We start from the raw sequence: 24924 nt of genomic DNA, 5'->3' as shown, positions 1-24924 counted from the left end.
CGGCCCGTTACGTGGCCCGGATCACAGGGGTGAGTGCGGGGGCGGCGGAATGCCTCGCCCGGTGCGGAGGTTGACGCTGACGAGCAGTCGATGCATGTGCACATACCGCATGGAATCTCCTGTTTCGCAGACAGCCCGACGTCATACCGCCCACCTCCCCGAGGAGCCCCCACGTGACCGCTGACGCCGCGTCCCGCGCAGCCGAGATCCTGGCCCGTCCCATCTCCATCAACGGCCTGACCGTCCCGAACCGGATCGCCATGGCCCCGATGACCCGGATGTTCTCGCCGGGCGGCGTACCGGGAGAGGACGTGGTCGGGTACTACTCCCGCCGCGCCGCCGCGGGCGTCGGCCTGATCGTCACCGAGGGCACCTACGTGGGCCACGACTCGGCCGGGCAGAGCGACAGCGTGCCGCGCTTCCACGGCGAGGACCAGCTCGCCGGCTGGGCGAAGGTCGCCGACGCCGTGCACGCGGGGGGCGGCACGATCGTCCCGCAGCTGTGGCACATCGGCATGGTCCGCAAGGCGGGCGAGCCGCCCTTCGCCGACGCCCCGCCGGTCGGCCCCTCCGGCCTCTACAAGGAGGGCGCCGAGGTCACCGGCAAGAGCATGACCCAGCAGGACCTCGACGACGTCATCGAGGCGTTCGCCAAGGCCGCCGCCGACGCCGAGCGCATCGGCTTCGACGGTGTCGAACTGCACGGTGCCCACGGCTACCTGCTCGACCAGTTCCACTGGGCGGGCACCAACCGGCGCGAGGACGCCTACGGCGGCGACCCGGTGGCCCGTACGAAGTTCTCGGCGGAGATCGTCGCCGCGGTGCGGGCGGCCGTCTCGCCCGAGTTCCCCGTCATCTTCCGCTACTCGCAGTGGAAGCAGCAGGCGTACGACGCCCGCCTCGCGGAGACCCCGGAGGAGCTGGAGGCGATCCTCGCCCCGCTCGCCGCGGCCGGAGTGGACTCCTTCCACGCCTCCACGCGCCGCTACTGGGAGCCCGAGTTCGACGGTTCCGACCTGAACCTCGCCGGCTGGACGAAGAAGCTGACGGGCAGGCCCACCATCACCGTCGGCTCGGTCGGTCTGGACGGCGACTTCATCAAGGCCTTCGCGGGCGAGGGCTCCCCGGTCAAGGGCATCGACGACCTCCTCGACCGCATGGAGCGCGACGAGTTCGACCTCGTCGCCGTCGGCCGCGCGCTGCTCCAGGACCCCCAGTGGGCGGCGAAGGTCCTGGCCGGCCGCTTCGACGAGCTCGCGCCGTACGACGCGGCGGCGCTCGGCTCGCTGAGCTGACAGCTTCCCGGTAACGGGGGGAACGGGGGAGGGACGGCGCCCGCTGTGACGCGGGCGCCGTCCCTTTTTTGCGCTCTTCCGGTCAGCCGAGGTGCGCGACGAAAGCGCCCCAGGCTGCGGTGCCGAAGGTGATCACCGGGCCGGGGTTCTTGGAGTCCCGGACCGGGATGACGTTGCGTCGGCTTTCGGCGACCTCCAGGCAGTTCCCGCCCTCGCCCCCGCTGTAGCTGGACTTGTGCCAGGTAGCGGTGGTCAGGTCGCTCTCACGGGTGTTGGTCTCCATGCCCGTAATCCTGCGCCACGGATTCGATCAGGGCCAGCGAGTCCTGTGGTGAAAGGGCCGCAGCCTGAAGCAGGTTGAAGGTGAGGTTGTGGCGGGCGACTGTTGCCGGATCGTCCATCAGCTTCCCCATGTCCGGTCCCTCGACGAACGACAGCGGGGGCGCGTCCTCGAACTCCATCAGCTTCAAAGGGCCGGTCATCGACGCATGGGCTCCGGAGCTGAACGGCAGTACCTGGGCAATGATCCGGTGTTGACGGGCCAGGGCCGTGATGTGAAGGAGGGCCGCTGACATCACCCCGCGACCGCCGACCCGGCGCCGGAGTACGGCTTCGTCCAGAACCACCCACAACAACGGCGTTGTTGGATGGCCGATGAGACGAGCGCGTTCGAGTCGGGCCGTCACCAGAGCCTCGATCTCTTCGCCCTGCGCGGTCGGCTTGTAGGCCCGGAAGATCTCCTCCGCGTACCCCCGCGTCTGCAGCAACCCCGGGATCAGCAGCGTCGCATACTCCCTGATCGCCGCCGCCAAGGCCTCCGCCTCCGCCGCCTCCACGAAGTGGTCCGGGTACTTCGACCTGGCCAGGGCCCTGCAGTTGCGCTCGAAGAAGCCCCTGGTCCCGAGGATCTCGTCTATCCGGACGGCGTATTCGAGCTGCAACCGGCGTGTCCCCGACTCCAGTTGGCCGATGAAGGAACCGCTGACGAAGAGCGGTTCACCCAGGTCCGACTGGCTGAGGCCGGCGCTCTCGCGGGCGTGCCGCAGCTCCGCGCCGATCATGGCGCGCGGGGAGGAGGAGGGGTCGAGGTCCTTGGGGCTGGGCATGGCGACCTCCCGTCCAACAGGTGGGGTTGTTGGAGCGCCGACTCTGGCCAGGTTACGGGCACGACGGTCACGCTGGGTGGTGAAAGCGAACACTCAGCGTGGAAGGTTCGGTGCGATGGAGACGACGTCGGGCGAGGAGTACGCGATCGACGTGCGGGACGGGCGGCTCGGCCGGGTCATGGGGCGCGAGGGCGGCCTCGTACAACTGCGGCCGCCGGGCGGGGGGATCGAGTGGGACTGTCCGCCCGAGGCCCTGGCGGAGGCGCCGCCGGGGGAGGTGCTGCGGGCACGGGTGCGGCGGATCAACGCGGAGGGGCGCCTGCCCTGATCCGCGGACTCCGGCAGGGGGCCGCCCGTTCCCGGCCCTCTCCGGCCTGCCGGGCCTCCGGGCCGGTCCGGTCACCCTGGGCCGTCCGGCCGGGCCCACCTGCCCGTCTAGAGATTCCCCATGGGTTCGATGTCGACCTTGACCGGGGTGCCCCAGATGCGCAGCACCTCGTAGTCGGTGAACTCGTGGACGAGGCGGTAGGCCATGCCGGGGCGGGGAGCCCGGCGCTCGGCGGCCAGGAAGCGCTCGGCTTCCTGGCGGTCGCGGCGGGGGGTGCCGCACAGGAGCCACGTCTGGCCGTTCCAGACCTCCGGGAGCCAGCGCTGCTGGGGCTGGGGGCGGTCGCCGCGCACGCCGTAGCGGGACATCGTGCGGTCGGGCAGCTCGTCCGGTGCGGGCGTCCGGCCGTGCGTGTACGCGTCGTTGACCTCGGTGCGGCGGGCGGTGCGGCGGCGGGTCTCGCAGAGCAGACAGCGGTCCGGGGCGCTCTCGTCCACCGGGCCGTTCGGGTGCTCGGAGCAGCGGGTGGTCGGCTTGGCCGTCGACACCGTCTCGTCGAGCAGGTCCAGGGCCCGCTTCAGATCCGCCTTGACCTCGTGCAGCCTGGCGTCGGGGGTGTCGGCGGTCAGTGTGTCGCCGTGCTCCCCGAGCAGCCGCAGGGCGCGGCCGAGGGCGGTCAGCTGTGCGTGGTTCATGCCCCCAGCCTCGCACGCGCCACCGACAGCGCGGCTACACGGCGGCCTGTTCCGCCCGGCGGGCCGGCGGCTCGCTGCCGAGGCCGCCGTCGGGAGCGTCGTCGCGGATGCCGCGGAGGCCGAAGACGTACGTGGCGGCGAAGCCGACCGCGTATCCGGTCAGCAGCCCGCCCGCGTAGACGGCCGCGGTGACGGCGAGACCCCGGTTGCCGGAGAGCAGCGGGAACAGGGCCAGGCCGGAGGGGCCGATGGCGGTCGAGCCGACCCGCTCGCCCAGCATCGAGAAGAATCCGATGAACGCGCCGCCCGCCGCTCCGCCCGCGCACGCCGTGACGAAGGGCCGGCCGAGGGGCAGGGAGACGCCGTAGATCAGGGGTTCGCCGACGCCGAGGAGACCGGCCGGGAGCGCGGATCTGATCGTCGTACGGAGCGAGGTGTCGTGGCGCAGCCGGACGTACACCGCGAGGGCGGCGCCGACCTGGCCCGCGCCCGCCATGGCGAGCACGGGCAGCAGGACGGTGTAGCCCTGCTGCTCGATGAGCGTGGTGTGGATGGGGATGAGGGCCTGGTGGAGGCCGAGCATCACCAGGGGGAGGAACAGGGCGCCGAGGACGAGCCCGGCGAAGGCGCCCGTGGTGGAGAGCAGCCAGGCGGCGGCGGTGCCGATGGCGGCGGACAGCTCACCGGCCGCGTACATCAGCGCGTACAGCGTCACCAGGCCGGTCAGCAGCACGGTCAGGGTGGGGGTGAGGAGGACGTCCAGGGTGGGCGGTACCCAGCCGCGGCACCACTTCTCCACGTACGTCCCGAGCAGGGCCGCAGCCAGGGCGCCCAGGACACCGCCCTGGCCGGGGGCGAGCGTCACACCGAGGACGGTGACCTTGGCGACTCCCGGGTACACGACGACCGCGGCCACCGCGCCGCCGAGGACCGGGGTGCCGCCGAACACCTTGGCCGTGTTGTGGCCCACGAAGACGGCGATCAGCGCCATGAACCCGGAGGCGATGGCCGTCAGTGCGGGGGTGAGGCCCCTGAGCACGCCGAGGTTGATCAGCAGGCCGTTGAGGCCGGCGATCACCCCGCAGCCGATCAGGGCCGGGATCAGCGGCACGAAGACGTCCGCGATCCGCCGCAGGAACAGCTTGAGCGGGGTGGCGTTGCGTCGGGAGCGGGCGGCCTTGAGCTCGGCGCCGCGCAGGGCGAGCCGGTCCGCGGCGGTCGCCGGTTCCGTGCCGTGCGGAGCGGTCGGGTCCGCGGGACCGGCGGCGCCGGGGGCGGCCCCGTCCGGCGAGGTGGCGGTCGCCGGGCCGTGCGGGGCGAGGGGCGCGGGGGCGTTCGCCAGCAGCGCCTCGAACGCGGGGGTCACCCGGGCCACCGTGCCGGGGCCCAGGACGATCTGGTACGAGCCGCCGTCCGCGACGAGACCGAGGACGGCGGGCAGGGCCCGCAGGCCCGGCTCGTCCACCAGGCCCGGGTCCCGCAGACCCAGCCGGAGCCGGGTCATGCAGTGGGCGACGGCCAGGACGTTCGCGGGACCGCCCACGAGGGGGAGGATCGCCGCCGCTGTGGTGGAGTCGGGGGTGCTCACCCCCCGAGCGTGCTGGTCAGTCGGCCGAAGCCGCCAGCGCGGCGCGCAAATGGCCCCCCGACTCCTCCAGAAGGCGGGCGGCGGTGGGCCCGTCGACTCCGCCGAGAATCGTCAGGATGGCGTCCTTCACCTCGCCGTCGGTGGCGGCGAGCGCCTGCTCGATCTCCTCGTCGGAGGCCCCGGTGGCGAGGGCGACGATGCGGCGGGAGCGGGCCCGCAGCTTCTCGTTCGAGGCCCGGACGTCGACCATCAGGTTCCCGTACGTCTTGCCGAGCCGGATCATCGTGATCGTCGACAGCATGTTCAGGACGAGCTTCTGCGCGGTGCCGGACTTCAGCCGGGTCGAGCCCGTGAGCAGTTCGGGGCCGACCACGACCTCGATGCCGTGGTCCGCGGCGGAGGCGAGCGCGCTGTCCGCGTTGCAGGACAGGCCGACGGTGAGAGCGCCCTGTTTGCGGGCGTGCTCGACCGCGCCGACGGCGTACGGGGTGCGGCCCGAGGCGGAGACGCCGACCACGGTGTCGTCGGGCGTCAGGGCGAGCGCGTCCAGGTCGGCCGCCGCGAGGTCCCGCGAGTCCTCGGCGCCCTCGACCGAGGTCACCATGGCGTCCGGGCCGCCCGCGATGAGGCCGACGACCCGGGAGGGATCGGCGTTGAACGTGGGCGGGCACTCGGAGGCGTCCAGGACGCCGAGGCGGCCCGCGGTGCCGGCGCCCGCGTAGACGAGACGGCCGCCGCGGGACATGCGCTCGGCGATGTCGTCGATCGCGGCGGCGATGCGGGGGAGCTGCGCGGCGACGGCCGCGGGCACCGTCGCGTCCTCGCCGTTCATGAGCCGCGCGATCTCCAGCGTCGGCAGCCGGTCGATCTCCGACAGTTCGGGGCGGAAAGCCTCGGTGGTCAGCGTCTCCAACTCTGCTCGAAGATCGCCGTGGTTGGGCATGGAGGTCATGGAGAGGCGGCTCTTTCGGACGAGGTCGTGCGGAGCGGCTACCGGCCGCCGCGCGGGGAGTGACGGTGCGCCAGCGCCTCGTACGAGGCGGACAGCGCGGGCGCCGCCGTGTCGTAGGTGCGCTGGGCGACCCCCACGAACAGACAGTCCACCACCAGGAGCTGGCTGGTCCGCGACGACATGGCCGCCGGGCGCAGCTCGCTCTCGCGGGCGGCCGAGGTGGTGAGGACGTGGTCGGCGTACTGCGCGACCGGGCCGCCCGGACGGCCGGTGATCGCCACCGTCGTCGCCCCGTGGTCGAAGGCGGCCCTGAGCGGTTCGATGACGTCGCCGGTCGAGCCGGAGTGCGTGATGGCTATCGCCACGTCCTTGGCCCGCAGTTGGACCGCGCTGGTCACGGCGAGGTGGGGGTCGATGTGCGCGAGGGCCATGACGCCGATCCGCATGAGTTTCTGCTGGAGGTCCTGGGCGACGAGGCCGGACGCGCCGACGCCGTAGACGTCGACGCGGCGGGCGGTGGCGATGGCGGCCACGGCGGCGCCGAGCTGGACCGTGTCGAGCGCGGCGGCGGTGTCGGCGAGGGTCTGCTGCTCGTCGTAGGCGAGCTTGGCGACGACGTCGGCGATGGGGTCGTCGACCGCTATGTCCGCGGTGACGGCGGGGGCCCGGCCCGACTGCTGCTGGGCGGCGAGCCCGGCGAGCGCGAGGCGCAGGTCCCGGTATCCCGGGTAGCCGAGGAGCCGGGCCGTGCGCACGACGGTGGCCTCACTCGTGCCGGTGAGCTCGGCGAGTCCGGTGACCGTGAGGGCCGCGCATCCGGCCGGGTCACCGGCCACGGCCTCGGCGACCCGCTGCATGGAGCGTGTCATCGAGGGGGCGAGGGTCCGCACCTTGGCCGCGAGGGCCGCGGGGGCGGGGGGTGCCTCACCCGCGAAAATTTCCTTCACGTCATGGGTCACACAGTGAAAGATATTTTCCTTTGGGGCGTACGGTCAAGGGTGCGCACAATAGGGGCATGGACCCCTCCGGTACACCCCTCAGCCCCCTGGAGCAGGCGTTGCACGCGGCGCGCGCCCGTGTGCTCGCCGACCTCGTCGCGGGCCGGGTGGCGGAGGCGGACGTCGTCTCCCTGGTAGAGGACTCGGTGGTGCAGCGCCGCTGGTGGGTCGAACAGTGGCCGGAGGGCGTCGGATTCGTCGCCGGTCTGGTGGCCCAGGACGTGCAGGACGCCATCCTGGAGCGGCACGGACGGTGGCCACTGTGCCCGGTGTGCTCCTCCGGCGACCCGCACGCGCTGGACGTCGAGCCCGAACTGGGCCCCGACCCGCACTGGGTGTGCCACCAGGCGGGCGTGAAGATCTCCCCGGTCGGCTCGCTCGGCTCGGCGACCGGCACGAACCCGCCCTCGTGACCGTCTACATCGATCCGCCCACCTGGCCGGGGCACGGCCGTGTCTGGTCCCACCTGATCAGCGACGTCTCGTACGACGAACTCCACGCCTTCGCCGGGGAACTGGGCGCGCCCCCACGGGCCTTCGAGCGCGACCACTACGACATCCCCTCGCACCGCTACGCCGACGCGGTCGCCGCCGGAGCGGTGGAGGTCAGCAGCCGCGAGGTCGTCCGGCTGCTGCACGGCGCGGGACTGCGCCGCCGCAAGCGGGCACGCTGACCGGGCCGGCCCGTCCCGGGAGGCACCCGGCCCGGACGCGGGCTCAGGCCTCGCGGGAGTACAGCCTCAAGGACGCCTCTAGGCCGTGCAGTTCGCGGGCGGCCTTCTCCACGTCCTCGCTCGCCCGGGTGAAACCGGCACGGGCGACGACCCGTTGCGAGGGGGCGTTCTCCTGCTCGACGGCGGCGATCAGGAGCTTGACGTCGTCGCGGGCGAGGGCCGTCTCGGCCAGGGCGCGCAGGGCCTCGGTGGCGTAGCCCCGGCCGCGGGCGCTCTCCGCGAGGTCGTAGCCGACCTCCGCGTGTCCCTCCGCGTCGGGCACGCCGTGGAAGCCGATCCCGCCCACCGCGAGACCGTCCTCGCGCCGTACGAGCACGAACATCCCCCATTCCGCCCGGTGCGCCCCCTCCTCGTAGGAGCTCACGACCATCCCGGCGGCGAACCGGGTGCCCTCGAACGGGCCGCCCTCGATCCACGCGAAACCGCCCGTGCCGCCCGCGTGGAGATCGGCGGCGGCGGCCGGGGTGACGCCCTGGAGGGTCAGCCGCTCGGTGCCGATCACCAGGTTGTTGTTCCAGCGCCACTCGGTGAGCGGGTCACGGCCGGGCAGGTCGCCGCGCCCGGTGGCCCACAGGAGCGTGCTCCACGGGGCGTCGGGCTCGGGCCGTACGTGCGGGAAGATCCGGGTGAGGACCCAGGCGCACAGCCCGGCCGGCGGCTCGTACGGCAGGCCGAGGCCCTCGGCGATGTCGTGCGTGTGCAGCAGGACCTCGGCGACGCCCATCGCGGCGAAGCCCTCGCGGTTCGCGCTGCGGAACGGGTACGGGTGGAAGGCGCGGACCTCGCGGGGGGTCGTGCGGAGGGTGGCGGCGAGCAGGGCGCCGGTCGTCTCGATCACGTCGACGACGCCCGCGTCGTCCGTGCCCTCGTCCATCGTGATCTCGAACGGCACGTAGGCCGTGGTGGCCCGGCCGGCCAGCTGGCCGGCGTACGCGATGAGGTCACCGGCGATGTGCTCGGCGGTCCGCCGGCAGTTCCACTCCAGGCGGCCCGCGCGTGTGCCGTCCCAGTCGTGTCCGGCCGCCGCCCGCAGCAGTGCGGTGCAGCTTGCGACGGCTTCCTCGACCTGATCCCCGCCCGTGTCTGTCATGCGGCCGAGGATAGGGCGGATCACCCGGGCGGACCTACGGGATTACCCGCCGTGGCGCCCGCCGTGCCGGGCCTCAAGCCTCTTTCGCCCCTGCCCTTCCCACCCCTGGGGCTCCGCCCCAGACCCCGCTCCTCGAACGCCGGAGGGGCTGAGATTTTGCCGGAGTTGGATCATTACTCGGTCAGCGTGGCCAGTTCGGACTGCATGTTGTGGTGGGCCTGGGTGGTCCAGGTCTGTTGTCCGTAGGTTGTTCTGAACAGCTTCGGCAGGTCGAGGAGTTGGCGGAGGATCGCCGCGCGGCCCGCGCGGAAGGCGTCGTCGGGGACGAAGGCGTACTCCTCGCGGACGGCGGCCGTGTAGGCGGCGTACGCGGCCGGGGGCGAGGCCAGGACCGCGAGATCCGCGTCGCACAGGACGGCGCCGTCGGTGTCGTCGTCGGCGGGGTCGTGGGAGACCGTGAGCCGGACGAGCCGGGCGACCTCGGCCGTGCGGTCCGGGGCGACGCCCAGTTCGTCAAGCGCGCGTTCGGCGAGCCGGGCGGACCGCTCCTCGTTCTCCGAGCGGTCCGGTAGGTACACGGCGTCGTGGAACCAGGCGGCCAGACGCACGGCCGCCTGATCGCCCGGACGCTCCCCGTGGGCCTCCAGCACGTCGATGCGGTCGAGGACCGCGAGGAGGTGGTCGGTGGTGTGGTACCGGCGCTGCGGCTCGGCCCACCGGTCCAGCAGGTTCGCCGCGTAGGGCCCCGGCGCGGGTCCGGACCCGTCGCCGTCCCGTGCGGCCAGGACGGTGTCCGCCCAGCGCTTCGTCAGTTCCTCGTGGGCGGGGTGGCGGTTGCTCTCTGCTGCCATGCCTCCATTGTCCCCGCCGCCGCGGTCCCCGGCGTGGTGCCCTCCCTGGAAGCGTCCGCCGGTGCGGGGCCCGTCCGGGCACGGAAGGTGCGGCGGTAGGCGTCCGGCGGCACGCCCACCGTGCGGTTGAAGTGCCGGCGCAGTGTCGTGGCGGTCCCCATGCCGGTGGCCGCCGCTATGGCGTCGACGCCCGCGTCGGTGGTCTCCAGCAACTCCTGCGCGTGGCGGATCCGTTGGGTCAGCAGCCACTGGAGCGGGGTGGTGCCGGTCACCGACCGGAAATGGCGGCCCAGATGGCGCGAGCTCATCCCCGCCCGGCGGGCCAGGTCCTCCACGGTCAGCGGACGGTCCAGCCGCTCGATGGCCCAGGGGAGCAGCCCGGCGAGCGGATGGTGATCGGGGGCGGGCACCGGGGTGCTGACGAACTGGGCCTGGCCGCCGTCCCGGTGCGGGGGCACGACCAGGTTGCGGGCGACGGTGTTGGCGACCGAGGAGCCGTGGTCGAGGCGGACGAGGTGCAGGCACAGGTCCATGGCGGCGGCCTTGCCCGCCGAGGTGAGCACACCGCCGTCGTCCACGTAGAGGACGTCCGGATCCACCCTCACCCGGGGATGTCGGGCGGCCAGCACCCGGGTGTGCGCCCAGTGCGTGGTCGCGCGTCTCCCGTCCAGCAGCCCGGCGGCGGCCAGGACGAACGCGCCGGTGCACAGGGACGCCACGCGCGCGCCCGCCTCGTGGGCCGCGCGCACCGCGTCGACGAGGTCGGCGGGCGGTTCCCGGTCGACATCGGCCCAGCCCGGGACGATCACCGTGTCGGCGCGGGAGAGCCGGTCGAAGCCGTGGTCGGGCTCCAGCCGGAACGGGCCGACCCGCACGGCCTTCGGCCCGCAGAGCGCGAGGTCGTACCAGGGGACCCGCACGGCGTCCGGTGCGGAGCCGAACACCTCGCAGGCCAGGCCCAGTTCGAAGTGCAGCATCCCGTCGGTGACGGCCAGCGCGACAGAGGTCATGTCCGGAAGTGTATGGGGCGTGGCGTTCCGGACACTCGTGCGGGACGCCCGCTCTCGCCAGGATGTCCTTACGGATCAAGGCAGTTCACTTCGAGGACGGGGGAGTACCCATGAAGTCCGGTCGGTCGGGTCAGTCGGTGACGGTGTTCGGGGCGTACGGCCACACGGGCCGGTTCGTGGTGGCCGAACTGCTGGAGCGCGGGTTCACCCCGGTCCTCTCCGGCCGGGACGCCGGGAAGCTGAAGGACATGGCGGCCGCGTGGCCGGACCTGGACGTCCGTCCGGCCACGGTCGACGACCCGGCGTCCCTCGACCACGCGCTGACCGGCGCCGCCGCGGTGGTCAACTGCGCCGGACCCTTCGCCACGACGGCCGCCCCCGTGATCGGGGCGGCCCTGCGCGCGGGGATCCCGTACGTGGACGTGGCGGCCGAGATCGAGGCCAACCTCGACACGTTCACGCACTTCGCCGAGCGGGCCCGGGCGGCGGGAGCGGTGATCGTCCCGGCGATGGCCTTCTACGGCGGCTTCGGCGACCTGCTGGTCACCGCCGCCATGGGCGAGTGGACGCGGGCCGACGAGGCGCACATCGCGTACGGGCTGAGCGGCTGGCACCCCACCGCCGGGACCCGCGCCGCGGGCGCGGTCTCCCGGGAGCGGCGCGGCGGCCGGCGCGTCCGCTACACGAAGGGGCGGCTGGAGTACGTCCACGGCGACCTGCCCGTCCTGGAGTGGCCGTTCCCCGAACCGACGGGCCCGCGTGCCGTCCTCGGCGAGTTCTCGATGGCCGACGTGGTCACCGTGCCCCGTCACGTGGCCGTCCCCGAGGTGTGCACCTACATGACCGTCGAGGCGGCCGGGGAACTCGCGGCCCCGGACACCCCGGCGCCGAGCGCGGCCGACGAGCGCGGACGGTCGGACCAGACCTTCGTCGTCGACGTCGTGGTGCGCTCCGGCGGCGCCGAACGCCGGGCCGTGGCACGGGGAGGGGACATCTACGCCGTCACCGCGCCGCTCGTGGTGGAGGCGCTCGACCGCATCCTCACCGGACGCACCAGGACGACCGGAGTCGCCTCCGCCGGAGAGATCTTCGACGCGCCGGACTTCCTCCGCGCCCTGTCCCCGCACGTCTCCGTCGACCTGCCCGGGTGACGGTCCGCCGGACAACGGGCACGGCGGACCGCGGCCTTCGCGCCCGTCGGCCCCTAGCGTGGAGTCATGATTCCTCAAGACGCACACGATGTCCGGGACCCGGAACTGCCCGGTCTGCTCCTGCGCACCGAGCGCGACGCGCTGATCCCGCTGCTGCGGGCCCGCCCGGAGGGGGACTTCTCCCGTCCGACGGCCGGATGTCCGGCGTGGACGGTGCGGGACCTGCTGGCGCACTGCTCGGCCGTGCTCACCCGGGTCGTCGAGCGCCGTTACGAACCGGGGGTGTTCGAGCCCGAGTCCAACGACCGTGACATCGCCGAGCGCTCCGACTGGCCGACGGAGCGGGTGATCGACGAGCTGGAACGCGGGATGACCGAGGCGGGCCCGGCGATCGCCCGTACCCGAGGCGCCCTCGACGCCGTGGCGCTCGGCGAGTGGATCCACGCCGGAGACGTGCGCGAGGCGTTCGGCGAACCGGGTGCCTACGAGGGCGAGGGACTTCCGCAGGCGCTCGCGCTCCTGGTGCGCCACAGCCGCGGGACCGGCCGGGTGCCGCTGCACGCCGACGTCGACCAGCTCGACGATCCGCTGCTCCTGGGCGGTGTGCCGGGCGACCGTCCCCCGGCACGTTACATCGGCGGCGCCGCGACCCTCGTACGGCTCTGCTCGGGCCGGCCGGTCCCGAGGACGACGGTGTACGAGCTGGTGGGGGCGCGGGAGGAGGAGCTCAACCTGTTCGGGTGAGCCGACCGGCCGCCGGACGGCGAGCGACTACTTCAGGTACACGAGCCCGTCGGTCGTGACCGTGGGCCGGCCGCCGGTCCCGACGACCACGAGCTTCACGGTGTGCCGGGCGGCGGCGGCCCACGTCGTCGCCCAGACGGCGTCGCGGTACTTCGTGGTCGTCGACCTCAGGTCCACGGTGGCGGTCCTCCTGCCGTCCACGTACACGTACACCTGGCCGGAGGCCGCGCCGCGCGAGACCGCCAGGGCCGCCGAGCGCCCGGTGAACGTCCAGGTCAGCGAGGAGTTCTTGGTGGAGCTGACGTACGACCTGCCGCCCAGGTAGCTGCTCGACGACCTGGACGTCCAGGTGCCGGACCTCGTGGCCGCGCTCTCCTGCAGGATCACGGGCGTGCCGCTCACCGAGGCCGAGCGGGCGTTGCCGGCCTTGTCGTACGCGGTCATCCGCCAGGTCGTGGCCGCGCCGGACCTGGTGGTGAGGCTCGCGCTCGTGACCGTCGGGCCGTAGGTCCTGGCGACCGGGGCGGTGAGGCGGACCTCCTTCAGGCCGTTCGCGTCGGTGGCCTTCCACCTCAGGGTGACCGGGACGGCCGTGGTGCTCACCGTGCCGGTGCGCAGGGCGAGATTCGGCTTGGTGCTGAAGTCGGGCGGGGTGGTGTCGGCGGGGGGCGTGGGCTTCGTGGTGGGGGTGGTGGGCTTCGTGGTGGGCGAGGCGGTCGTGGTGGGGGTCGTGGGGTTCGTGGTGGGCGAGGCGGTTGCCGCGGGGGTGGTGGGCGCCGCCGTGGGCGAGGTGGTCGCGTCGGGAGTGGTGGTGCCCGTCGGAGACGCGGTGGTCGGGGTGGGAGAGCCGGGGGCGGGGGTGGGCGAGGCGGTCTCGGCGATGACGGTGACGTCCTCGGTGACCGCGGTCCTGCCGGACTGGTGGACGCCCCGCACGGCGATCCTGTGGGTCCCCGGGGCGAGAGTCACCTCGGCGGAGGAGGCGGTGCCGGCGACGCTCGCCGCGACCTCGCCGTCCACCAGGACGTCGTACTGCCCGACCAGGGCGGCCGGGGTGGAGGCCGACCACGTCACAGTGACGGCGGTGTCGGCGGGGACGGTGGTGCCGGAGGCGCCGCCACCCGCGACCGAGTCCAGCTTCAGCCCCTCGACGGTCCCGCCCGCCCAGGAACGGACCGTGGGCAGCAGGGCGTAGTAGGCGTCGCCCGGGCACACGGTGTTGTAGCCGTCGCGGTGGCCGTGGATGACGGGGAAGGTCATTCTGGTGCCCGCTTCCCACGTCCGGCGGAAGTAGTTCGGCCCGCTCGCGCCCGCGGTGAGGGTGGCGGTGCCCGTCGGGTCGACGCCGTACTGGCCGAGCTTCCACGCGGCGAGCCGGGCGACCGAGGTCATCGCCTCCTTGGAGGGGGCCGCGTCGCTGTAGTCACCGATGACGGCGATGCCCGTGGTCTCGGAGTTGAAGCCGTAGGCGTGCGCGCCCATCACCGGCCGGTCGACACCGCCCTTGCGGCCCTCGTAGACCGTGCCGCACTTGTCGACGAGGAAGTTGTAGCCGATGTCCTTCCAGGTCAGCTGCTGCACGTCGTAGGCGTAGACGGCCCGGATGAGGGCCGGGGCCTCGGCGCAGGTGTAGTCGTTGGAGGTGGCGGTGTGGTGCAGCACCACCGCCTTGATCCTCCCGCCCGGCAGATAGCCGGGCTCCTCCGGGCTGATGGACTCGTCGGCGCCCCAGTCCGCGCGCGAGGCGATCGGCGGGCGCGGCACGGTGGACTGCGGGGCCGGGGGCACGGTCGTGGTCGCGGTCGGCGAGGAGCCGGGCGCGGAAGGGCTCGCGCTCTCGGAGGGCGGGACCGCCGACTCCGTGGGCACGGCGGAGGCCGTCGGGTCGGGCGAGGTTTCGGAGGCCGGGGACGGGGACTCGTCGTCGGGAGCGGAGGCCTCCGCGGGCACGTCCGTCGTGGTCGGCTCTGCCGGGCCGGTCGCGTCCGCCGTCCCGGTCGGGTCCGCCGTCCCGGTCGGGTCCATCACGAACCCGGCGGGTTCCAGCCCCGAGGCCCCGTCACCGCCCGGGTCGATCATGTGCAGTCTCAGACCCTCGGGCAGCCGCCGCGACGGCGCTCCGGACATCCGGACCTGCACCCCGTCGGACGGGCCCACCCACGCCGGAGCGGTGCCACCGCGGGACGCGCCCTCTTCGCCCTCGCCGCTGTCACCGTCAAGACGCAGCCACCCGGACCACGCGTGGCGCGCGGTGTCCCGGGTCCGGACCTCGATCGTGCCGCTCACCCGTGCGGACGCGTCGGCCCAGGTGATCCCGAGCATGCTGAAGGGAGCGGTGTCCCGCCGGCTCAGCCGGGCCGACCTGCCGCCGTCGGCCACCGTAAGCGCGGCGGTCGTCGTACGGGTCCGGACCGGCCCGGATCCGCCGTCGCTCCCGCCGGTCCCGGCACCGGTTCCCCGGGCCACCAGGGCTCCGGAGACCACCGCGGCCGTCAGAACGGCCACACCCCACGCACGTCGTCGCACCATCCCACCCCTTCACGCGGTCATCACATGATCTTCACGCACGAGGAGGTTATATGAAAGATCAACTAGGACGGCGTCGCGATCTTCTCGCGCCCCGCCGCCCGCCCGCGTACTGTTGGATTGGACTAGACCTATAGCGGCCCAAGGGAAGAGGTCCGATGAGTGAGCGGAAGAGCGCGGTCCTGGAGGTGATCGCCCTCGGCGTGGAGGACGCGGTCGCCGCTCAGGCCGGCGGTGCGGACCGGCTGGAGCTGGTCACGGACATGGCGGCCGACGGGCTGACGCCGTCGGTGGAGACCTTCGCCGCGATCCGTGCCTCCGTCGACATCGCGCTGCGCGTGATGCTGCGCCTGTCCGACGGCTTCTCGGCGGGCGGCGCCGCGGGTGCCGACGCTCTCGTACGGGCCGCGGGCGAGCTGCGGGCCGCGGGCGCGGACGAGTTCGTGCTCGGGTTCCTCGACGAGCACGGCGGCCCCGACCTGACCGCCGTGGAGCGGATCGTCGCCGAACTGGACGGCTGCCGCTGGACGTTCCACCGCGCGATCGACCGCGCCGCCGACCGTGACGCGCTGCGCAAGCAGCTCGCGGACCTGCCCGGCCTCGACGCTTATCTGACCGCCGGGTCCCCCGCGGGTGTCGACGACGGACTCTCCGTCCTCGCGGCCGAGGCCGCCCGCCGCGGTGAACCCGGGTACAAGCCGCGGATCATGGTCGGTGGCGGTCTGCGGCTCGGTCATCTGCCGCGGCTGCGCGCGGCGGGCCTCGACGCCTTCCACATCGGCGGTGCCGCACGTCCGGAGGGCTGGGCGGGACCGGTCTCCGCGGAGTCGGTACGGGAGTGGCGGACCGCCGTCGACGCGTAGCCGGCCCCATCCCCCTGCCGGTCCCGTGCGCCGGGCGGGTCCGGGAGGTCACGGATCCATCTCCGCCTCGTAGTTGTTGTGTTGTGAGAGTCACGTGCCGATCACCGCACGGCTTTTTGCGTGCATATTTGATCTGCCCCGATCGGCCGGGGCATGACAATCACACGGATGTGCGTGCCGGCGAAAGCGGTGCGGCAGCACAGCAGCATCAGGGGGACAAGGCTTCATGCCATCCATACGCAGCCGCACGCTCGCGGCGGCCGCCGCCGCGATCGCGGCCGTCATGATCACCACCACGGCCTGTGACGGCAAGAAGGACGACGAGGGGACCGCCGCGCGGCCCTCGTCGTCCGCCCAGGCCGACAAGGGTGTCGACACCGGCCAGGACGACGGCTCCGGCTCGCTCGGCGGGTACAAGCTGCCCGACGGCATCCCCACCGAACTCGGCGGCGCCGCCCTGGACAAGTGGAAGAACGGGGGATGGCAGGACTACAGCGACTGGGCCTCCAAGGCCGAGGACTTCGCCAACCCCTACATCAAGGACTTCTGGTCGCCGGAGAAGATGGCCCAGGCCAAGGCCAGCATCCCGGTCGCCCGGGCGGGCAGCACCAGTTCGGGCTCGGGCAGCGGCGCCACCTCCTACCTGCCCGACGGCAAGGTGACGAAGCAGACCGCCGCCAAGGTCAAGAGCACCTACCACCACTACGCGCCGCCCGTCGGCAAGATGTTCTTCTCCTCGCCCCAGGGCAACATGGTCTGCTCGGCCGCCGTCGTCACCGACCCGGCACACCCCGGCAAGTCCAACCTCGTCTGGACCGCGGGCCACTGTGTGCACGCGGGCAAGGGCGGCGGCTGGTACCGCAACATCGCCTTCGTCCCCTCGTACAACAACAGCGCGAGCCTGACCAGCCGTCAGATCACTAACCCGCGCGCCAAGTCGGTCTCCCCGTACGGCATCTGGTGGGCCGACTGGGCCACCACCTCCTCCCAGTGGATGAAGGGCGGCGGCCACACCGGCAACGCGGCCTCCGGGTACGACTACGCCGTGCTCCACGTCAAGCCCGAGAGCGGCGGCAAGTCCCTTCAGGAACAGCTCGGTTCGGCGCTGCCGGTGTGGTTCGCCGCTCCCGCCGCCAACAAGGTCAAGTCCATGAAGGTCCGCGGCTACCCGGCCGAGGCGCCCTACGACGGCTCGAAGATGTACGACTGCCACGGCGCCACCAAGCGGTTCGTGCTCGCGAGCAACGTCCCCGCCCAGTACATGATCGGCTGCACCATGAACGGCGGCGCGTCCGGCGGTCCTTGGTTCCTGAGCCACAACGGCCGGACCTATCTCGTCTCCAACAACTCCCTGAGCGACCGCAAGACGTTCATCACCGGGCCGCGCCTCGGCGAGAACGCCAAGCAGGTCTACCTGGCGACCAGCAGGAAGTTCAAGTAACCCCTCACGCACCGTGGTTCACGGCCCCCGGCATCCGATGCCGGGGGCCGTCGGCGTCCGTGCCGGGGCCGTCGGCCGGTCAGACCAGCTCGGCCGGGAGCGGGGCCGCGTGGGTCACGATCAGCCCCGACACCGCCCGGGTGAGGGCCACGTACAGACGACGCAGCCCGGTGCGCTCGTCCGGCTCCCCGTCGACGACGGCCCGCGGCTCGTCCAGGACCACGTAGTCGTACTCCAGGCCCTTCGCGAGGGAGGCCGGCACCAGCGTCAGCCGGGTCTCCGCCGTCGTCTCCTCGCCCGGACCGAGATACGTCCGCCCCGCCGCCGTCAGCGCCTCGGCGAGCACCCGGATCCGGGCGTCGGCGGCGATCAGCCCGACCGACCCCTCCTGGTCCAGCAACTCCTCCACCGCGCCCAGGACGTCGGCGTCCGCCGTACGCTCGCGCACCTCGAAGAAGCCCGGGTTCTCCCGCACCGAGGCGACCGGAGCGAGACCGGGCGCGATGTGCGGCAGCAGCCGGGAAGCGTAGGTGATCACGTCGGTGGGGACACGGAAACCCGCGGTCAGCTCCTCGACGACCGCGTCGCCCTTGCCCAGATGCCCGAGGGCCTCCTCCCAGCTGCGGGTCGCCCACGGGGTCGTCCCCTGTGCCAGGTCCCCGAGCACGGTCGCCGACCCCGTCGTGCAGCGCCGGCCCACGGCGCGGTACTGCATCGGCGACAGGTCCTGCGCCTCGTCGAGCACCACGTGCCCGAGGGAGTGCGTGCGCTGGACGAGGTCCGTGGCCTCGTCGATCAGCACGGCGTCGGCGGCCGACCACTTCGCGCTCTTCACGCTGCGCACGGGCTTGGCCCAGAGGATCTCCTTCTGCTCGCCCTCGTCCAGCAGTCCCTCCGCGTGCGCTGCGAGGAACTCGGCGTCGGTCAGCAGCCGGAGCACCAGTTTCGCGGGGTCGACCTGCGGCCAGATCGCCTTCACGGCGGCCTTCACGGCGGCGTTGCGGGCGACGGCGTCCTGCACCCGGTCGTCCGGTGCCTCGCCGGAGCGCTCCATCTGGACCAGCACGGCGTGCGCGATCCGCTGCGGGAGGGCCTGGTGGGCGGCGCCGTACCGGATGTCCCGGTCCAGCAGCTCGCGGACGATCTCCTCCAGCTCGTACGCGGGAACACGCCAGCGCCGCGACCCCCTGACCACCATCACGGGCTCGGTGGGGACGGTCACGTGCGAGCGCACGGCCCGGCGCAGCACCTCGGCCATCCGGGCGTCGCCCTTGATCACGGCCGCGGGCGCGTCGTCGCTGCCGCGCACCTCGACGTGCGCGACGAGGTCGTCGACGGTCGCCTGTCTGACCTCCAGCTCGCCGAGCGCGGGCAGGACCTGCTCGATGTAGTGCAGGAAGGATTTGTTCGGTCCGATCACCAGGGTGCCGGTGCGGGCGAGCCGTTCCCGGTGCGCGTACAGCAGATACGCGACCCGGTGCAGGCCGACGGCCGTCTTTCCGGTGCCGGGGCCTCCCTGCACACAGACCGAACCGGACAGCCCGGACCGGACGATCTCGTCCTGCTCGGGCTGGATGGTCGCCACGATGTCGCGCATCGGGCCGACGCGCGGACGCTCGATCTCCTGCTGGAGCAGTTTGCTGGTGGCCGCGGTCTCGGCCGGGTCGGAAAGGTGCTCGTCCTCGTACGCCGTGAGGTCGCCGCCGGTGTAGCCGAAGCGGCGGCGCAGGCCGACGTCCATCGGGTCCTTCTTCGAGGCCCGGTAGAACGGCTGGGACACCGGAGCACGCCAGTCGATGACCATCGGGTCGCCGTCGGCGTCGTGGACGTGCCGTCGCCCGATGTAGAAACGCTCGCCCTCGGCACCCTCCGCCAGGTCGGAGCCCGGGGCGTGCAGGTAGTCGAGCCGTCCGAAGAACAGCGGGGTGTGGCTCAGGTCGGCGAGGGCCTTGATGCGCTCGGCGATCTGGCGGTGCAGCACCTCGGCGTTCACCCAGTTCGCGGTGACGTCGCGGATGTCGAGGTTCTCCGCGTCCTCGCGCATCGCGCGGAGCGCCGTACGGGACCGGGTCAGGTGGGAGCGTTCGCGGGAGAGGGGGTCGTCGGACTCCGACGGGGCGCCGGACGGACCTTCGGACAGGGTGGACACGGGGAATTGCCTCCGGGAAACCTGCTGTGGGGGTGCTGCGGGAGTGCCGTGGTGCTCGTGGCAGTGCTGCGCGAGTGATGCAGATCGTGAATCGCCGCGGATTCCGTCGGGATTCCGCGGGGAATCCCTGCGGAATCCGCAGGGGGATTCCGGGTGCCGTCCGGTTTCCGGCCGGGCGGCGGCACTCCGTGAAGGGAGGCGGGCAAGACCGAAGATTCTAGGCGAAGGATGGATGCCGGGGCCAATGGTTTTCCAGCGCCCTGACCCGCGCCCTTCCCGTTGCCCTGACCCGCGCCCTTCCCGTTGCCCTGACCCGCGCCCTTCCCGGTGCCCGCGGGGCGTGTCAGGGTCCGGCCCCGGAGTCCCTAGGGGGCGGGGTCCGTCGTGAGGCGTACGGCGGCCGGCCCGGAGCCGTACCTGAGGGTGGGCGAGGTTCGGTCCATGGACCGACGCCGTTCGGGTCGGGGTGGCCGCACCATGGAGATATGAGCGCAGCCACTTTCACCCCAGGTCCTGCCCGTCCCGGGCCTGTCGCGCGTGGCGCGACGGCCGTCACTTCCATCCAGCACCGGCATCGCCTCGGCGACGCGCTGAAAGCAGTCAAGGTGTACGGGCGCGCGGCCATCGGGGTCGTCCTGCTCGGCGAGTACGGCGAAGAAGCGGGCGTCCGGCGCCGCTGAGGTTTCTCCCCGGGCCCACCAGAACTCCGGTCCGGGCCCCTGACATCGGGCCCGGCCCCGTCGTTCCGCCCCCCACGGGGCTCCGCCCCGGACCCCGCTCCTCAAAGGCCGGAGGGGCTGAATTCTTGCTACTCGGTGTCTGTCAGTAGTTCGTCGGCGTCCATGATCCGGTAGGCGTAGCCCTGTTCCGCCAGGAAGCGCTGGCGGTGGGCGGCGAAGTCCTGGTCGATCGTGTCGCGGGCGACCACGGAGTAGAAGTGGGCCTGGTGGCCGTCGGCCTTGGGGCGCAGGACGCGGCCCAGACGCTGGGCCTCCTCCTGGCGGGAGCCGAAGGTGCCCGAGACCTGGATGGCCACCGTGGCCTCCGGCAGGTCGATGGAGAAGTTCGCGACCTTGGACACGACGAGCACGCTGATCTCGCCCTCCCGGAAGGCGTCGAACAGCTTCTCCCGCTGCGCGTTGCTGGTCTCGCCCTTGATCACGGGCGCGTTCAGATGCTCGCCCAGTTCGTCGAGCTGGTCGATGTACTGCCCGATCACGAGGATCTGCTGACCGGCGAACCTGCGGACCAGCGCCTCGGTCACCTTCCGCTTGGTCGCGGTGGTGGCGCAGAAGCGGTACTTCTCCTCGTTCTCGGCGGTGGCGTACGCGAGCCGCTCGGAGTCGGTGAGGTTCACCCGCACCTCGACACAGTCGGCCGGCGCGATGTAGCCCTGCGCCTCGATCTCCTTCCAGGGCGCGTCGAACCGCTTGGGCCCGATGAGCGAGAAGACGTCCGACTCGCGCCCGTCCTCCCGTACCAGCGTGGCGGTCAGCCCCAGCCGGCGCCGGGCCTGGAGGTCGGCGGTGAACTTGAAGACCGGGGCGGGCAGCAGATGGACCTCGTCGTAGAGGATCAGGCCCCAGTCGCGGGAGTCGAAGAGCTCCAGGTGCGGGTAGACGCCCTTCCGCCGGGTCGTCAGCACCTGGTAGGTGGCGATGGTGACCGGGCGGATCTCCTTGCGGGTGCCGCTGTACTCGCCGATCTCGTCCTCGGTCAGCGAGGTCCGCTTCACCAGCTCGTGCTTCCACTGCCGGGCGGAGACGGTGTTGGTGACGAGGATGAGCGTGGTCGCCTTGGCCTCCGCCATGGCACCGGCCCCGACGAGCGTCTTGCCCGCGCCGCAGGGCAGCACGACCACACCGGAGCCGCCGTGCCAGAAGTTCTCCACGGCCTGACGCTGGTAGGGCCGCAGCGCCCAGCCGGTCTCGTCGAGCTCGATGGCGTGCGCCTCGCCGTCGACGTACCCGGCGAGGTCCTCGGCCGGCCAGCCCAGCTTCAGCAGGGTCTGCTTGATCTGGCCGCGCTCGGAGGGGTGGACGGCCACGGTGTCCGGGTCGATCCGGTTGCCGACGAGCGGGGTGATCCGCTTGGAGCGCAGGATCTCCTCGAGGACGGGCCGGTCGGTGGTGGTCAGGACGAGCCCGTGGGCCGGGTGCTTGCTCAGGGCGAGGCGTCCGTAGCGGTCCATCGTCTCGGCGATGTCCACCAGCAGCGCGTGCGGGACCGGATAGCGGCTGAACTCCACGAGCGCGTCCACGACCTGCTCGGCGTCGTGCCCGGCGGCCCGCGCGTTCCACAGGCCGAGCGGGGTCACCCGGTAGGTGTGGATGTGCTCGGGCGCCCGCTCCAGCTCGGCGAAGGGGGCGATGGCCCGACGGCAGGCGTCGGCCAGATCGTGATCGACTTCCAGCAGCAGCGTTTTGTCGGACTGGACGATGAGGGGTCCGTTCACACCCGTCCCTTTCTGCGTGGCGGCACCCGGCGCGGATGCTCGGCCAAACGTCCAGTGTGCCCTACCGGCGGGCGGTCACGGCTGGTCGTCGGCGAGCTCCGCGACCCCCGTGACCCGGTGCAGCGGATACGTGCGCACCTCGTCCGCCGTGTGGTCGTACGCCGTCACGAAGCCGCCCTCGACCCGGATGGGGGCGATGACGCGCTGGCTGGCCGCGCCCTCGGCGTTGACGTAGCCGATCCACACCGCCTCGCCGGTCATCACGGCGGCCTGCATGGTGGCGAGGGTCTCGGCGGAGCTGGTGCGCGGCAGCGCGCCGTCGCCCGGACGCCCGGCGGCCGGGTCGTCCTTGCGCGGGGCCGTGGAGGCGAGGTCGCCGGCCCGGATCGCGCGGATCGCGGCACCGAGGAGCGTGGCGTCGGGGACCGGCGGGCCGTCCGGGACGGGCTCGGGCGCCGTACGCGGCGGGGTGCGGTGGGCGTGCGCCCGGCTGATCAGCACGTCGCCCTCCGCCGACTCGGCGGCCGGCGCGAAGCCCATCGTCCGCAGACCGGCGAGGAGGGTCGAGGGGTCGGTCTGCGCGACCAGCACGGTCGGCGCGATCCGCCGCAGCCCGAACTCCTGGGAGCGTTTGTCGGCCAGGATCTCGTTGAGCACGGACTCGTCGTCGCAGCGGACGTACGCCGAGGCCGCCCCGATCCGCAGGTGGCCGTGCCGGCGCGCCATGTCGTCGATCAGATAGGCCAGCGGCTGCGGGACCGGCGTACGGGAGTGGGCGGCGAGGAAGGCGTGCAGGTCGGACGCGGAGCGGCCCGCGTCGAGCGCCCGGCGCACCGAGGCCGGGGTGAAGCGGTAGACCGTCGCGCCGCCCTTGGACTCGACGTCCGCGAGCACCCCGAGGGTGTCGGCCAGCGGACGCTCCAGCGGGCCGGGGGCGACCGCCGTCAGATCCGCCTGGAGCAGGACGTGGTCGAGGGGCTCGGGCAGCAGCGGCGCGAGGAGGGCGACGGCCCGGGCCGCGGCGGCGGCCTGCTCGGCGGGGGTGGGCTGCGCGGCGGCGGCCACGGGAGCGGCCAGGGGAGGGCGCCGCTTGTGCGCGGGAAGCTTGTCGCCCGGCCCGGACGGCTGCGCGGCCTGTGCGTCCGCCGTGGCCGGCAGGCCCAGCAGCGCCCGCCCCTGGGCGGACAGCGCGCCCCGGCCGGTCACCCCGAGCAGCTCCGCCTCGGACAGCGTCCAGCGGGCCAGCCGGGCCCGCAGGTCCTCCGGTGAGGGCCGGGCACCGCGCGAGGGCCGTTCCCAGAACAGCCGGGCCAGGAGTGAGTCGGTGTCGGGGGAGGCGCCCTCGGGAAGCCCGGCGAGCAGGGCGAGGACGCGGTGGCGGACCTCGGGTGCCGGTGAGCGGTCGAGGCCGGGGCCGAGCGCCGAGAGCGTACGGTCCTTCGCGTCCCGCCCGCCCACGAGACCGGCCGTGCGGGTCGCCGCGAGCCACGCCGAGGCGAGCCGCCCCCAGCGCTCCGCGGCGGGCAGCTCCAGCCACGCGTCGTACGCGGGCGTCGCCGCGTAGCGTTCGTCGGCCTCGCCGTCCGACGCCACCAGGCCCGCCGCGTAGGCGAGTTCCACCCAGAACGCGGCGACCGGTTCGGGGACGTCGAGCGCCACCGCCGTCCGCTTGAGGTCCCGCACGCTCAGACCGCCCGCGCGCAGCACGGCGGGTCCGCCCTCGTGCCAGTCCTTCAGCAGCTCCTCGACGGTCGCCAGCGTCGTGTACGCCTGGCCGGCCGCGGCGGCGTCCACAGCCTGTGGACGGTGGTTCGCCGCGGTCTCGACCGCGGGCGCCACCGGTTCGGTCACCCGGTGCGCGCGGCCGGCCCGCAGATGCAGGGCGACCTCACGGGGCAGCACGACCGTGCCCGGCGCCGTCGGCAGCAGCAGCCCCCGCGCGATCAGCCAGCGCAGATGTGCCGCGGGTTCCGCCGTCACCTGCCCGTACGGCGGACCCCACACCAGCCGGGACAGCACCTCCACCGCCTCGGCGGGCGCCTCGTCGAGCAGCGCCGACATCCGGCCCCGGTCGGCGAACAGGGCGCTCAGCGAGGCCACCGCCGACACGGAGTCATGGGTGGACGCCAGCCCCGCCGCGGCCACGATCTCCTGGATACGCCCGGGCGACATGCCGGCCGTGGCCTCGCCGACCGTCGGCCCGAGCCCCGTCGGGGACGGGTGCTGCGGGGAGGGCGCGAGCAGTTCACGTGCCGTGCGGACGAGCCGGACGCGGTCGTCGGCACCCCACACGAGCGCCTGCTCGCGAAGGGTCCCGAGCGCGTGCGGGAAGGCGGCCGTGACCGCCGGGTCGCCGTCGTCGCCCGCCAGCAGCCCGAGCAGTTCGTCGTACGTCGCCGGTTCCCGCGCCACCGCCAGCGCCTCCGCCGTCTGGAGCGTGAAGCGGTCCAGACGCTCCAGGGCGCGCACGACCGACGCCCGGGTGCCCGCCCGCGTGGCGAGCTGGGTGAGATCCGTGGGGACGGGGGTGATCAGGTCCGGCCGGGAACGCAGGAGGGCGGACAGCGAGGCGTCGTCCCGCGCGCGGAGTGCTTCCGCCAGGGACCGCGGGGCGGTCGTCTCGGGGCTCATCCTGTCAACGGTAGCGGGTGGCATGCCCGCCGGACCCGGCCCCCGGCCGGTGGACCGCCGGGCGGCCGCGCGATCCGGGACCTGTCATCACATTCCCGCCCGCCCCGCCACCCGCACGTCTCCCGCTGCCCGGTCTCCGCCGTCCCGCACGTCTCCCCGTGCCCGGTCTCCGCTTCCCCGCAGGTGTCTCCCGCTGCCCGGTCTCCGCCGTCCCGCAGGTCTCCCGGTGCCCGGTCTCCGCTGTCCCGCACGTCTCCCCGTGCCCCGTCTCCGTGTCCCGCAGGTCTCCCGCTGCCCGGTCTCCGGCGCCGCGCACGG

General features: G+C 73.2%; 22 protein-coding genes. 9 read left to right on the top strand and 13 right to left on the bottom strand.

Going from position 1 to position 24924, the window contains the following annotated elements:
• The first annotated feature begins 173 nt into the window (after positions 1-173).
• Positions 174-1295: an NADH:flavin oxidoreductase gene (locus tag ACFYYF_RS28705; protein WP_388780454.1), complete on the top strand. Its 1122-nt coding sequence runs from the start codon at positions 174-176 to the stop codon at positions 1293-1295.
• Positions 1296-1377: 82 nt separating this feature from the next.
• On the opposite strand, the gene ACFYYF_RS28700 is transcribed toward ACFYYF_RS28705, so the two are convergent.
• Both ACFYYF_RS28700 and ACFYYF_RS28695 read right to left on the bottom strand, forming a co-directional pair.
• Positions 1378-1578 carry a DUF397 domain-containing protein gene (locus ACFYYF_RS28700; RefSeq protein WP_388780453.1) on the bottom strand — a complete coding sequence of 67 codons (201 nt, stop codon included), beginning with the start codon at positions 1576-1578 and terminating at the stop codon, positions 1378-1380.
• On the bottom strand, positions 1559-2401 hold the full coding sequence (locus ACFYYF_RS28695; protein WP_388780452.1) for a helix-turn-helix domain-containing protein: 843 nt from the start codon (positions 2399-2401) through the stop codon (positions 1559-1561). The genes ACFYYF_RS28700 and ACFYYF_RS28695 overlap by 20 nt, the downstream gene beginning before the upstream one ends.
• A 115-nt stretch (positions 2402-2516) precedes the next feature.
• On the opposite strand from ACFYYF_RS28695, the gene ACFYYF_RS28690 reads away from it, so the two are divergent.
• Positions 2517-2729 carry a hypothetical protein gene (locus ACFYYF_RS28690; RefSeq protein ID WP_365482283.1) on the top strand — a complete coding sequence of 71 codons (213 nt, stop codon included), beginning with the start codon at positions 2517-2519 and terminating at the stop codon, positions 2727-2729.
• 107 nt (positions 2730-2836) lie between these two features.
• Here the strand turns inward: ACFYYF_RS28690 and ACFYYF_RS28685 are convergent, their stop codons facing one another.
• From ACFYYF_RS28685 to ACFYYF_RS28670, 4 genes are read right to left on the bottom strand one after another with little or no spacing between them, the layout of a single operon-like run.
• Complete coding sequence (locus tag ACFYYF_RS28685) at positions 2837-3424, bottom strand: hypothetical protein (protein WP_361678676.1); 588 nt, start codon at positions 3422-3424, stop codon at positions 2837-2839.
• Positions 3425-3458: 34 nt separating this feature from the next.
• Entirely contained in the window at positions 3459-5012 is a 1554-nt protein-coding gene (locus tag ACFYYF_RS28680; protein ID WP_388780451.1) for a PTS transporter subunit EIIC, read from the bottom strand.
• A gap of 16 nt (positions 5013-5028) precedes the next feature.
• Positions 5029-5964 (bottom strand): N-acetylmuramic acid 6-phosphate etherase, encoded by a 936-nt coding sequence (gene murQ / locus ACFYYF_RS28675; RefSeq protein WP_388780450.1) that lies wholly within the window; start codon positions 5962-5964, stop codon positions 5029-5031.
• A gap of 38 nt (positions 5965-6002) precedes the next feature.
• A complete protein-coding gene (locus ACFYYF_RS28670) occupies positions 6003-6923 on the bottom strand; it encodes a MurR/RpiR family transcriptional regulator (RefSeq protein WP_361678668.1) in 921 nt (306 codons plus the stop codon).
• 56 nt (positions 6924-6979) lie between these two features.
• On the opposite strand from ACFYYF_RS28670, the gene ACFYYF_RS28665 reads away from it, so the two are divergent.
• Positions 6980-7375, top strand: coding sequence for a hypothetical protein (locus tag ACFYYF_RS28665; protein ID WP_388780449.1), 396 nt, complete (start codon positions 6980-6982; stop codon positions 7373-7375).
• Positions 7372-7635, top strand: a complete 264-nt coding sequence (locus tag ACFYYF_RS28660; protein WP_361678662.1) for a DUF4031 domain-containing protein — start codon at positions 7372-7374, stop codon at positions 7633-7635. Before ACFYYF_RS28665 ends, ACFYYF_RS28660 begins: the two co-directional genes overlap by 4 nt.
• 43 nt (positions 7636-7678) lie before the next feature.
• On the opposite strand, the gene ACFYYF_RS28655 is transcribed toward ACFYYF_RS28660, so the two are convergent.
• The 3 genes from ACFYYF_RS28655 to ACFYYF_RS28645 all read right to left on the bottom strand — a co-directional run bounded on the left by ACFYYF_RS28655 (position 7679) and on the right by ACFYYF_RS28645 (position 10646).
• Complete coding sequence (locus ACFYYF_RS28655) at positions 7679-8785, bottom strand: GNAT family N-acetyltransferase (protein WP_388780448.1); 1107 nt, start codon at positions 8783-8785, stop codon at positions 7679-7681.
• Between the two features lie 173 nt (positions 8786-8958).
• Positions 8959-9636 carry a hypothetical protein gene (locus ACFYYF_RS28650; protein WP_388780447.1) on the bottom strand — a complete coding sequence of 226 codons (678 nt, stop codon included), beginning with the start codon at positions 9634-9636 and terminating at the stop codon, positions 8959-8961.
• A complete protein-coding gene (locus ACFYYF_RS28645; protein ID WP_388780446.1) occupies positions 9594-10646 on the bottom strand; it encodes a helix-turn-helix domain-containing protein in 1053 nt (350 codons plus the stop codon). Before ACFYYF_RS28645 ends, ACFYYF_RS28650 begins: the two co-directional genes overlap by 43 nt.
• Positions 10647-10756: 110 nt before the next feature.
• On the opposite strand from ACFYYF_RS28645, the gene ACFYYF_RS28640 reads away from it, so the two are divergent.
• Positions 10757-11797, top strand: coding sequence for a saccharopine dehydrogenase family protein (locus tag ACFYYF_RS28640; RefSeq protein ID WP_388780445.1), 1041 nt, complete (start codon positions 10757-10759; stop codon positions 11795-11797).
• 66 nt (positions 11798-11863) lie between these two features.
• Positions 11864-12541 (top strand): maleylpyruvate isomerase family mycothiol-dependent enzyme, encoded by a 678-nt coding sequence (locus ACFYYF_RS28635; RefSeq protein WP_388780444.1) that lies wholly within the window; start codon positions 11864-11866, stop codon positions 12539-12541.
• A 27-nt stretch (positions 12542-12568) separates the two neighbouring features.
• Here ACFYYF_RS28635 and ACFYYF_RS28630 read toward each other — a convergent pair whose 3' ends face one another.
• Positions 12569-15070 (bottom strand): N-acetylmuramoyl-L-alanine amidase, encoded by a 2502-nt coding sequence (locus tag ACFYYF_RS28630; RefSeq protein ID WP_388780443.1) that lies wholly within the window; start codon positions 15068-15070, stop codon positions 12569-12571.
• Between the two features lie 155 nt (positions 15071-15225).
• Between ACFYYF_RS28630 and ACFYYF_RS28625 the strand changes: the two genes are divergently transcribed.
• Positions 15226-15930: a copper homeostasis protein CutC gene (locus ACFYYF_RS28625; protein ID WP_388780442.1), complete on the top strand. Its 705-nt coding sequence runs from the start codon at positions 15226-15228 to the stop codon at positions 15928-15930.
• Positions 15931-16156: 226 nt separating this feature from the next.
• Complete coding sequence (locus tag ACFYYF_RS28620) at positions 16157-17371, top strand: trypsin-like serine peptidase (RefSeq protein WP_388780441.1); 1215 nt, start codon at positions 16157-16159, stop codon at positions 17369-17371.
• Between the two features lie 79 nt (positions 17372-17450).
• On the opposite strand, the gene ACFYYF_RS28615 is transcribed toward ACFYYF_RS28620, so the two are convergent.
• Positions 17451-19520 carry a HelD family protein gene (locus ACFYYF_RS28615; protein WP_388780440.1) on the bottom strand — a complete coding sequence of 690 codons (2070 nt, stop codon included), beginning with the start codon at positions 19518-19520 and terminating at the stop codon, positions 17451-17453.
• Positions 19521-20005: 485 nt separating this feature from the next.
• On the opposite strand from ACFYYF_RS28615, the gene ACFYYF_RS28610 reads away from it, so the two are divergent.
• The gene (locus ACFYYF_RS28610; RefSeq protein ID WP_361678639.1) at positions 20006-20200 is read left to right on the top strand and encodes a hypothetical protein; all 195 of its coding nucleotides are present in this window, start codon (positions 20006-20008) and stop codon (positions 20198-20200) included.
• A gap of 128 nt (positions 20201-20328) precedes the next feature.
• Here ACFYYF_RS28610 and ACFYYF_RS28605 read toward each other — a convergent pair whose 3' ends face one another.
• Together ACFYYF_RS28605 and ACFYYF_RS28600 are read right to left on the bottom strand one after the other, a co-directional pair.
• A complete protein-coding gene (locus ACFYYF_RS28605) occupies positions 20329-21975 on the bottom strand; it encodes a DNA repair helicase XPB (RefSeq protein ID WP_388780439.1) in 1647 nt (548 codons plus the stop codon).
• A gap of 75 nt (positions 21976-22050) precedes the next feature.
• A complete protein-coding gene (locus ACFYYF_RS28600; RefSeq protein WP_388780438.1) occupies positions 22051-24606 on the bottom strand; it encodes a helicase-associated domain-containing protein in 2556 nt (851 codons plus the stop codon).
• Positions 24607-24924 lie beyond the last annotated feature (318 nt).

Source organism: Streptomyces sp. NPDC001914 (assembly GCF_042891215.1).
Lineage (GTDB): Bacteria > Actinomycetota > Actinomycetes > Streptomycetales > Streptomycetaceae > Streptomyces.
Note: the sequence above shows the minus strand (reverse complement) of the source record. Positions and strands in the feature narration are given on the sequence as shown.

Excerpts from the sequence above, each read along its gene's own strand:
- ACFYYF_RS28700 (WP_388780453.1), bottom strand. The coding sequence starts at position 1,578 with ATGGAGACCAACACCCGTGAGAGCGACCTGACCACCGCTACCTGGCAC.
- ACFYYF_RS28695 (WP_388780452.1), bottom strand. The coding sequence starts at position 2,401 with ATGCCCAGCCCCAAGGACCTCGACCCCTCCTCCTCCCCGCGCGCCATG.
- ACFYYF_RS28690 (WP_365482283.1), top strand. The coding sequence starts at position 2,517 with ATGGAGACGACGTCGGGCGAGGAGTACGCGATCGACGTGCGGGACGGG.
- ACFYYF_RS28685 (WP_361678676.1), bottom strand. The coding sequence starts at position 3,424 with ATGAACCACGCACAGCTGACCGCCCTCGGCCGCGCCCTGCGGCTGCTC.
- murQ (WP_388780450.1), bottom strand. The coding sequence starts at position 5,964 with ATGACCTCCATGCCCAACCACGGCGATCTTCGAGCAGAGTTGGAGACG.
- ACFYYF_RS28665 (WP_388780449.1), top strand. The coding sequence starts at position 6,980 with ATGGACCCCTCCGGTACACCCCTCAGCCCCCTGGAGCAGGCGTTGCAC.
- ACFYYF_RS28655 (WP_388780448.1), bottom strand. The coding sequence starts at position 8,785 with ATGACAGACACGGGCGGGGATCAGGTCGAGGAAGCCGTCGCAAGCTGC.
- ACFYYF_RS28650 (WP_388780447.1), bottom strand. The coding sequence starts at position 9,636 with ATGGCAGCAGAGAGCAACCGCCACCCCGCCCACGAGGAACTGACGAAG.
- ACFYYF_RS28645 (WP_388780446.1), bottom strand. The coding sequence starts at position 10,646 with ATGACCTCTGTCGCGCTGGCCGTCACCGACGGGATGCTGCACTTCGAA.
- ACFYYF_RS28640 (WP_388780445.1), top strand. The coding sequence starts at position 10,757 with ATGAAGTCCGGTCGGTCGGGTCAGTCGGTGACGGTGTTCGGGGCGTAC.
- ACFYYF_RS28635 (WP_388780444.1), top strand. The coding sequence starts at position 11,864 with ATGATTCCTCAAGACGCACACGATGTCCGGGACCCGGAACTGCCCGGT.
- ACFYYF_RS28630 (WP_388780443.1), bottom strand. The coding sequence starts at position 15,070 with ATGGTGCGACGACGTGCGTGGGGTGTGGCCGTTCTGACGGCCGCGGTG.
- ACFYYF_RS28625 (WP_388780442.1), top strand. The coding sequence starts at position 15,226 with ATGAGTGAGCGGAAGAGCGCGGTCCTGGAGGTGATCGCCCTCGGCGTG.
- ACFYYF_RS28620 (WP_388780441.1), top strand. The coding sequence starts at position 16,157 with ATGCCATCCATACGCAGCCGCACGCTCGCGGCGGCCGCCGCCGCGATC.
- ACFYYF_RS28610 (WP_361678639.1), top strand. The coding sequence starts at position 20,006 with ATGAGCGCAGCCACTTTCACCCCAGGTCCTGCCCGTCCCGGGCCTGTC.
- ACFYYF_RS28600 (WP_388780438.1), bottom strand. The coding sequence starts at position 24,606 with ATGAGCCCCGAGACGACCGCCCCGCGGTCCCTGGCGGAAGCACTCCGC.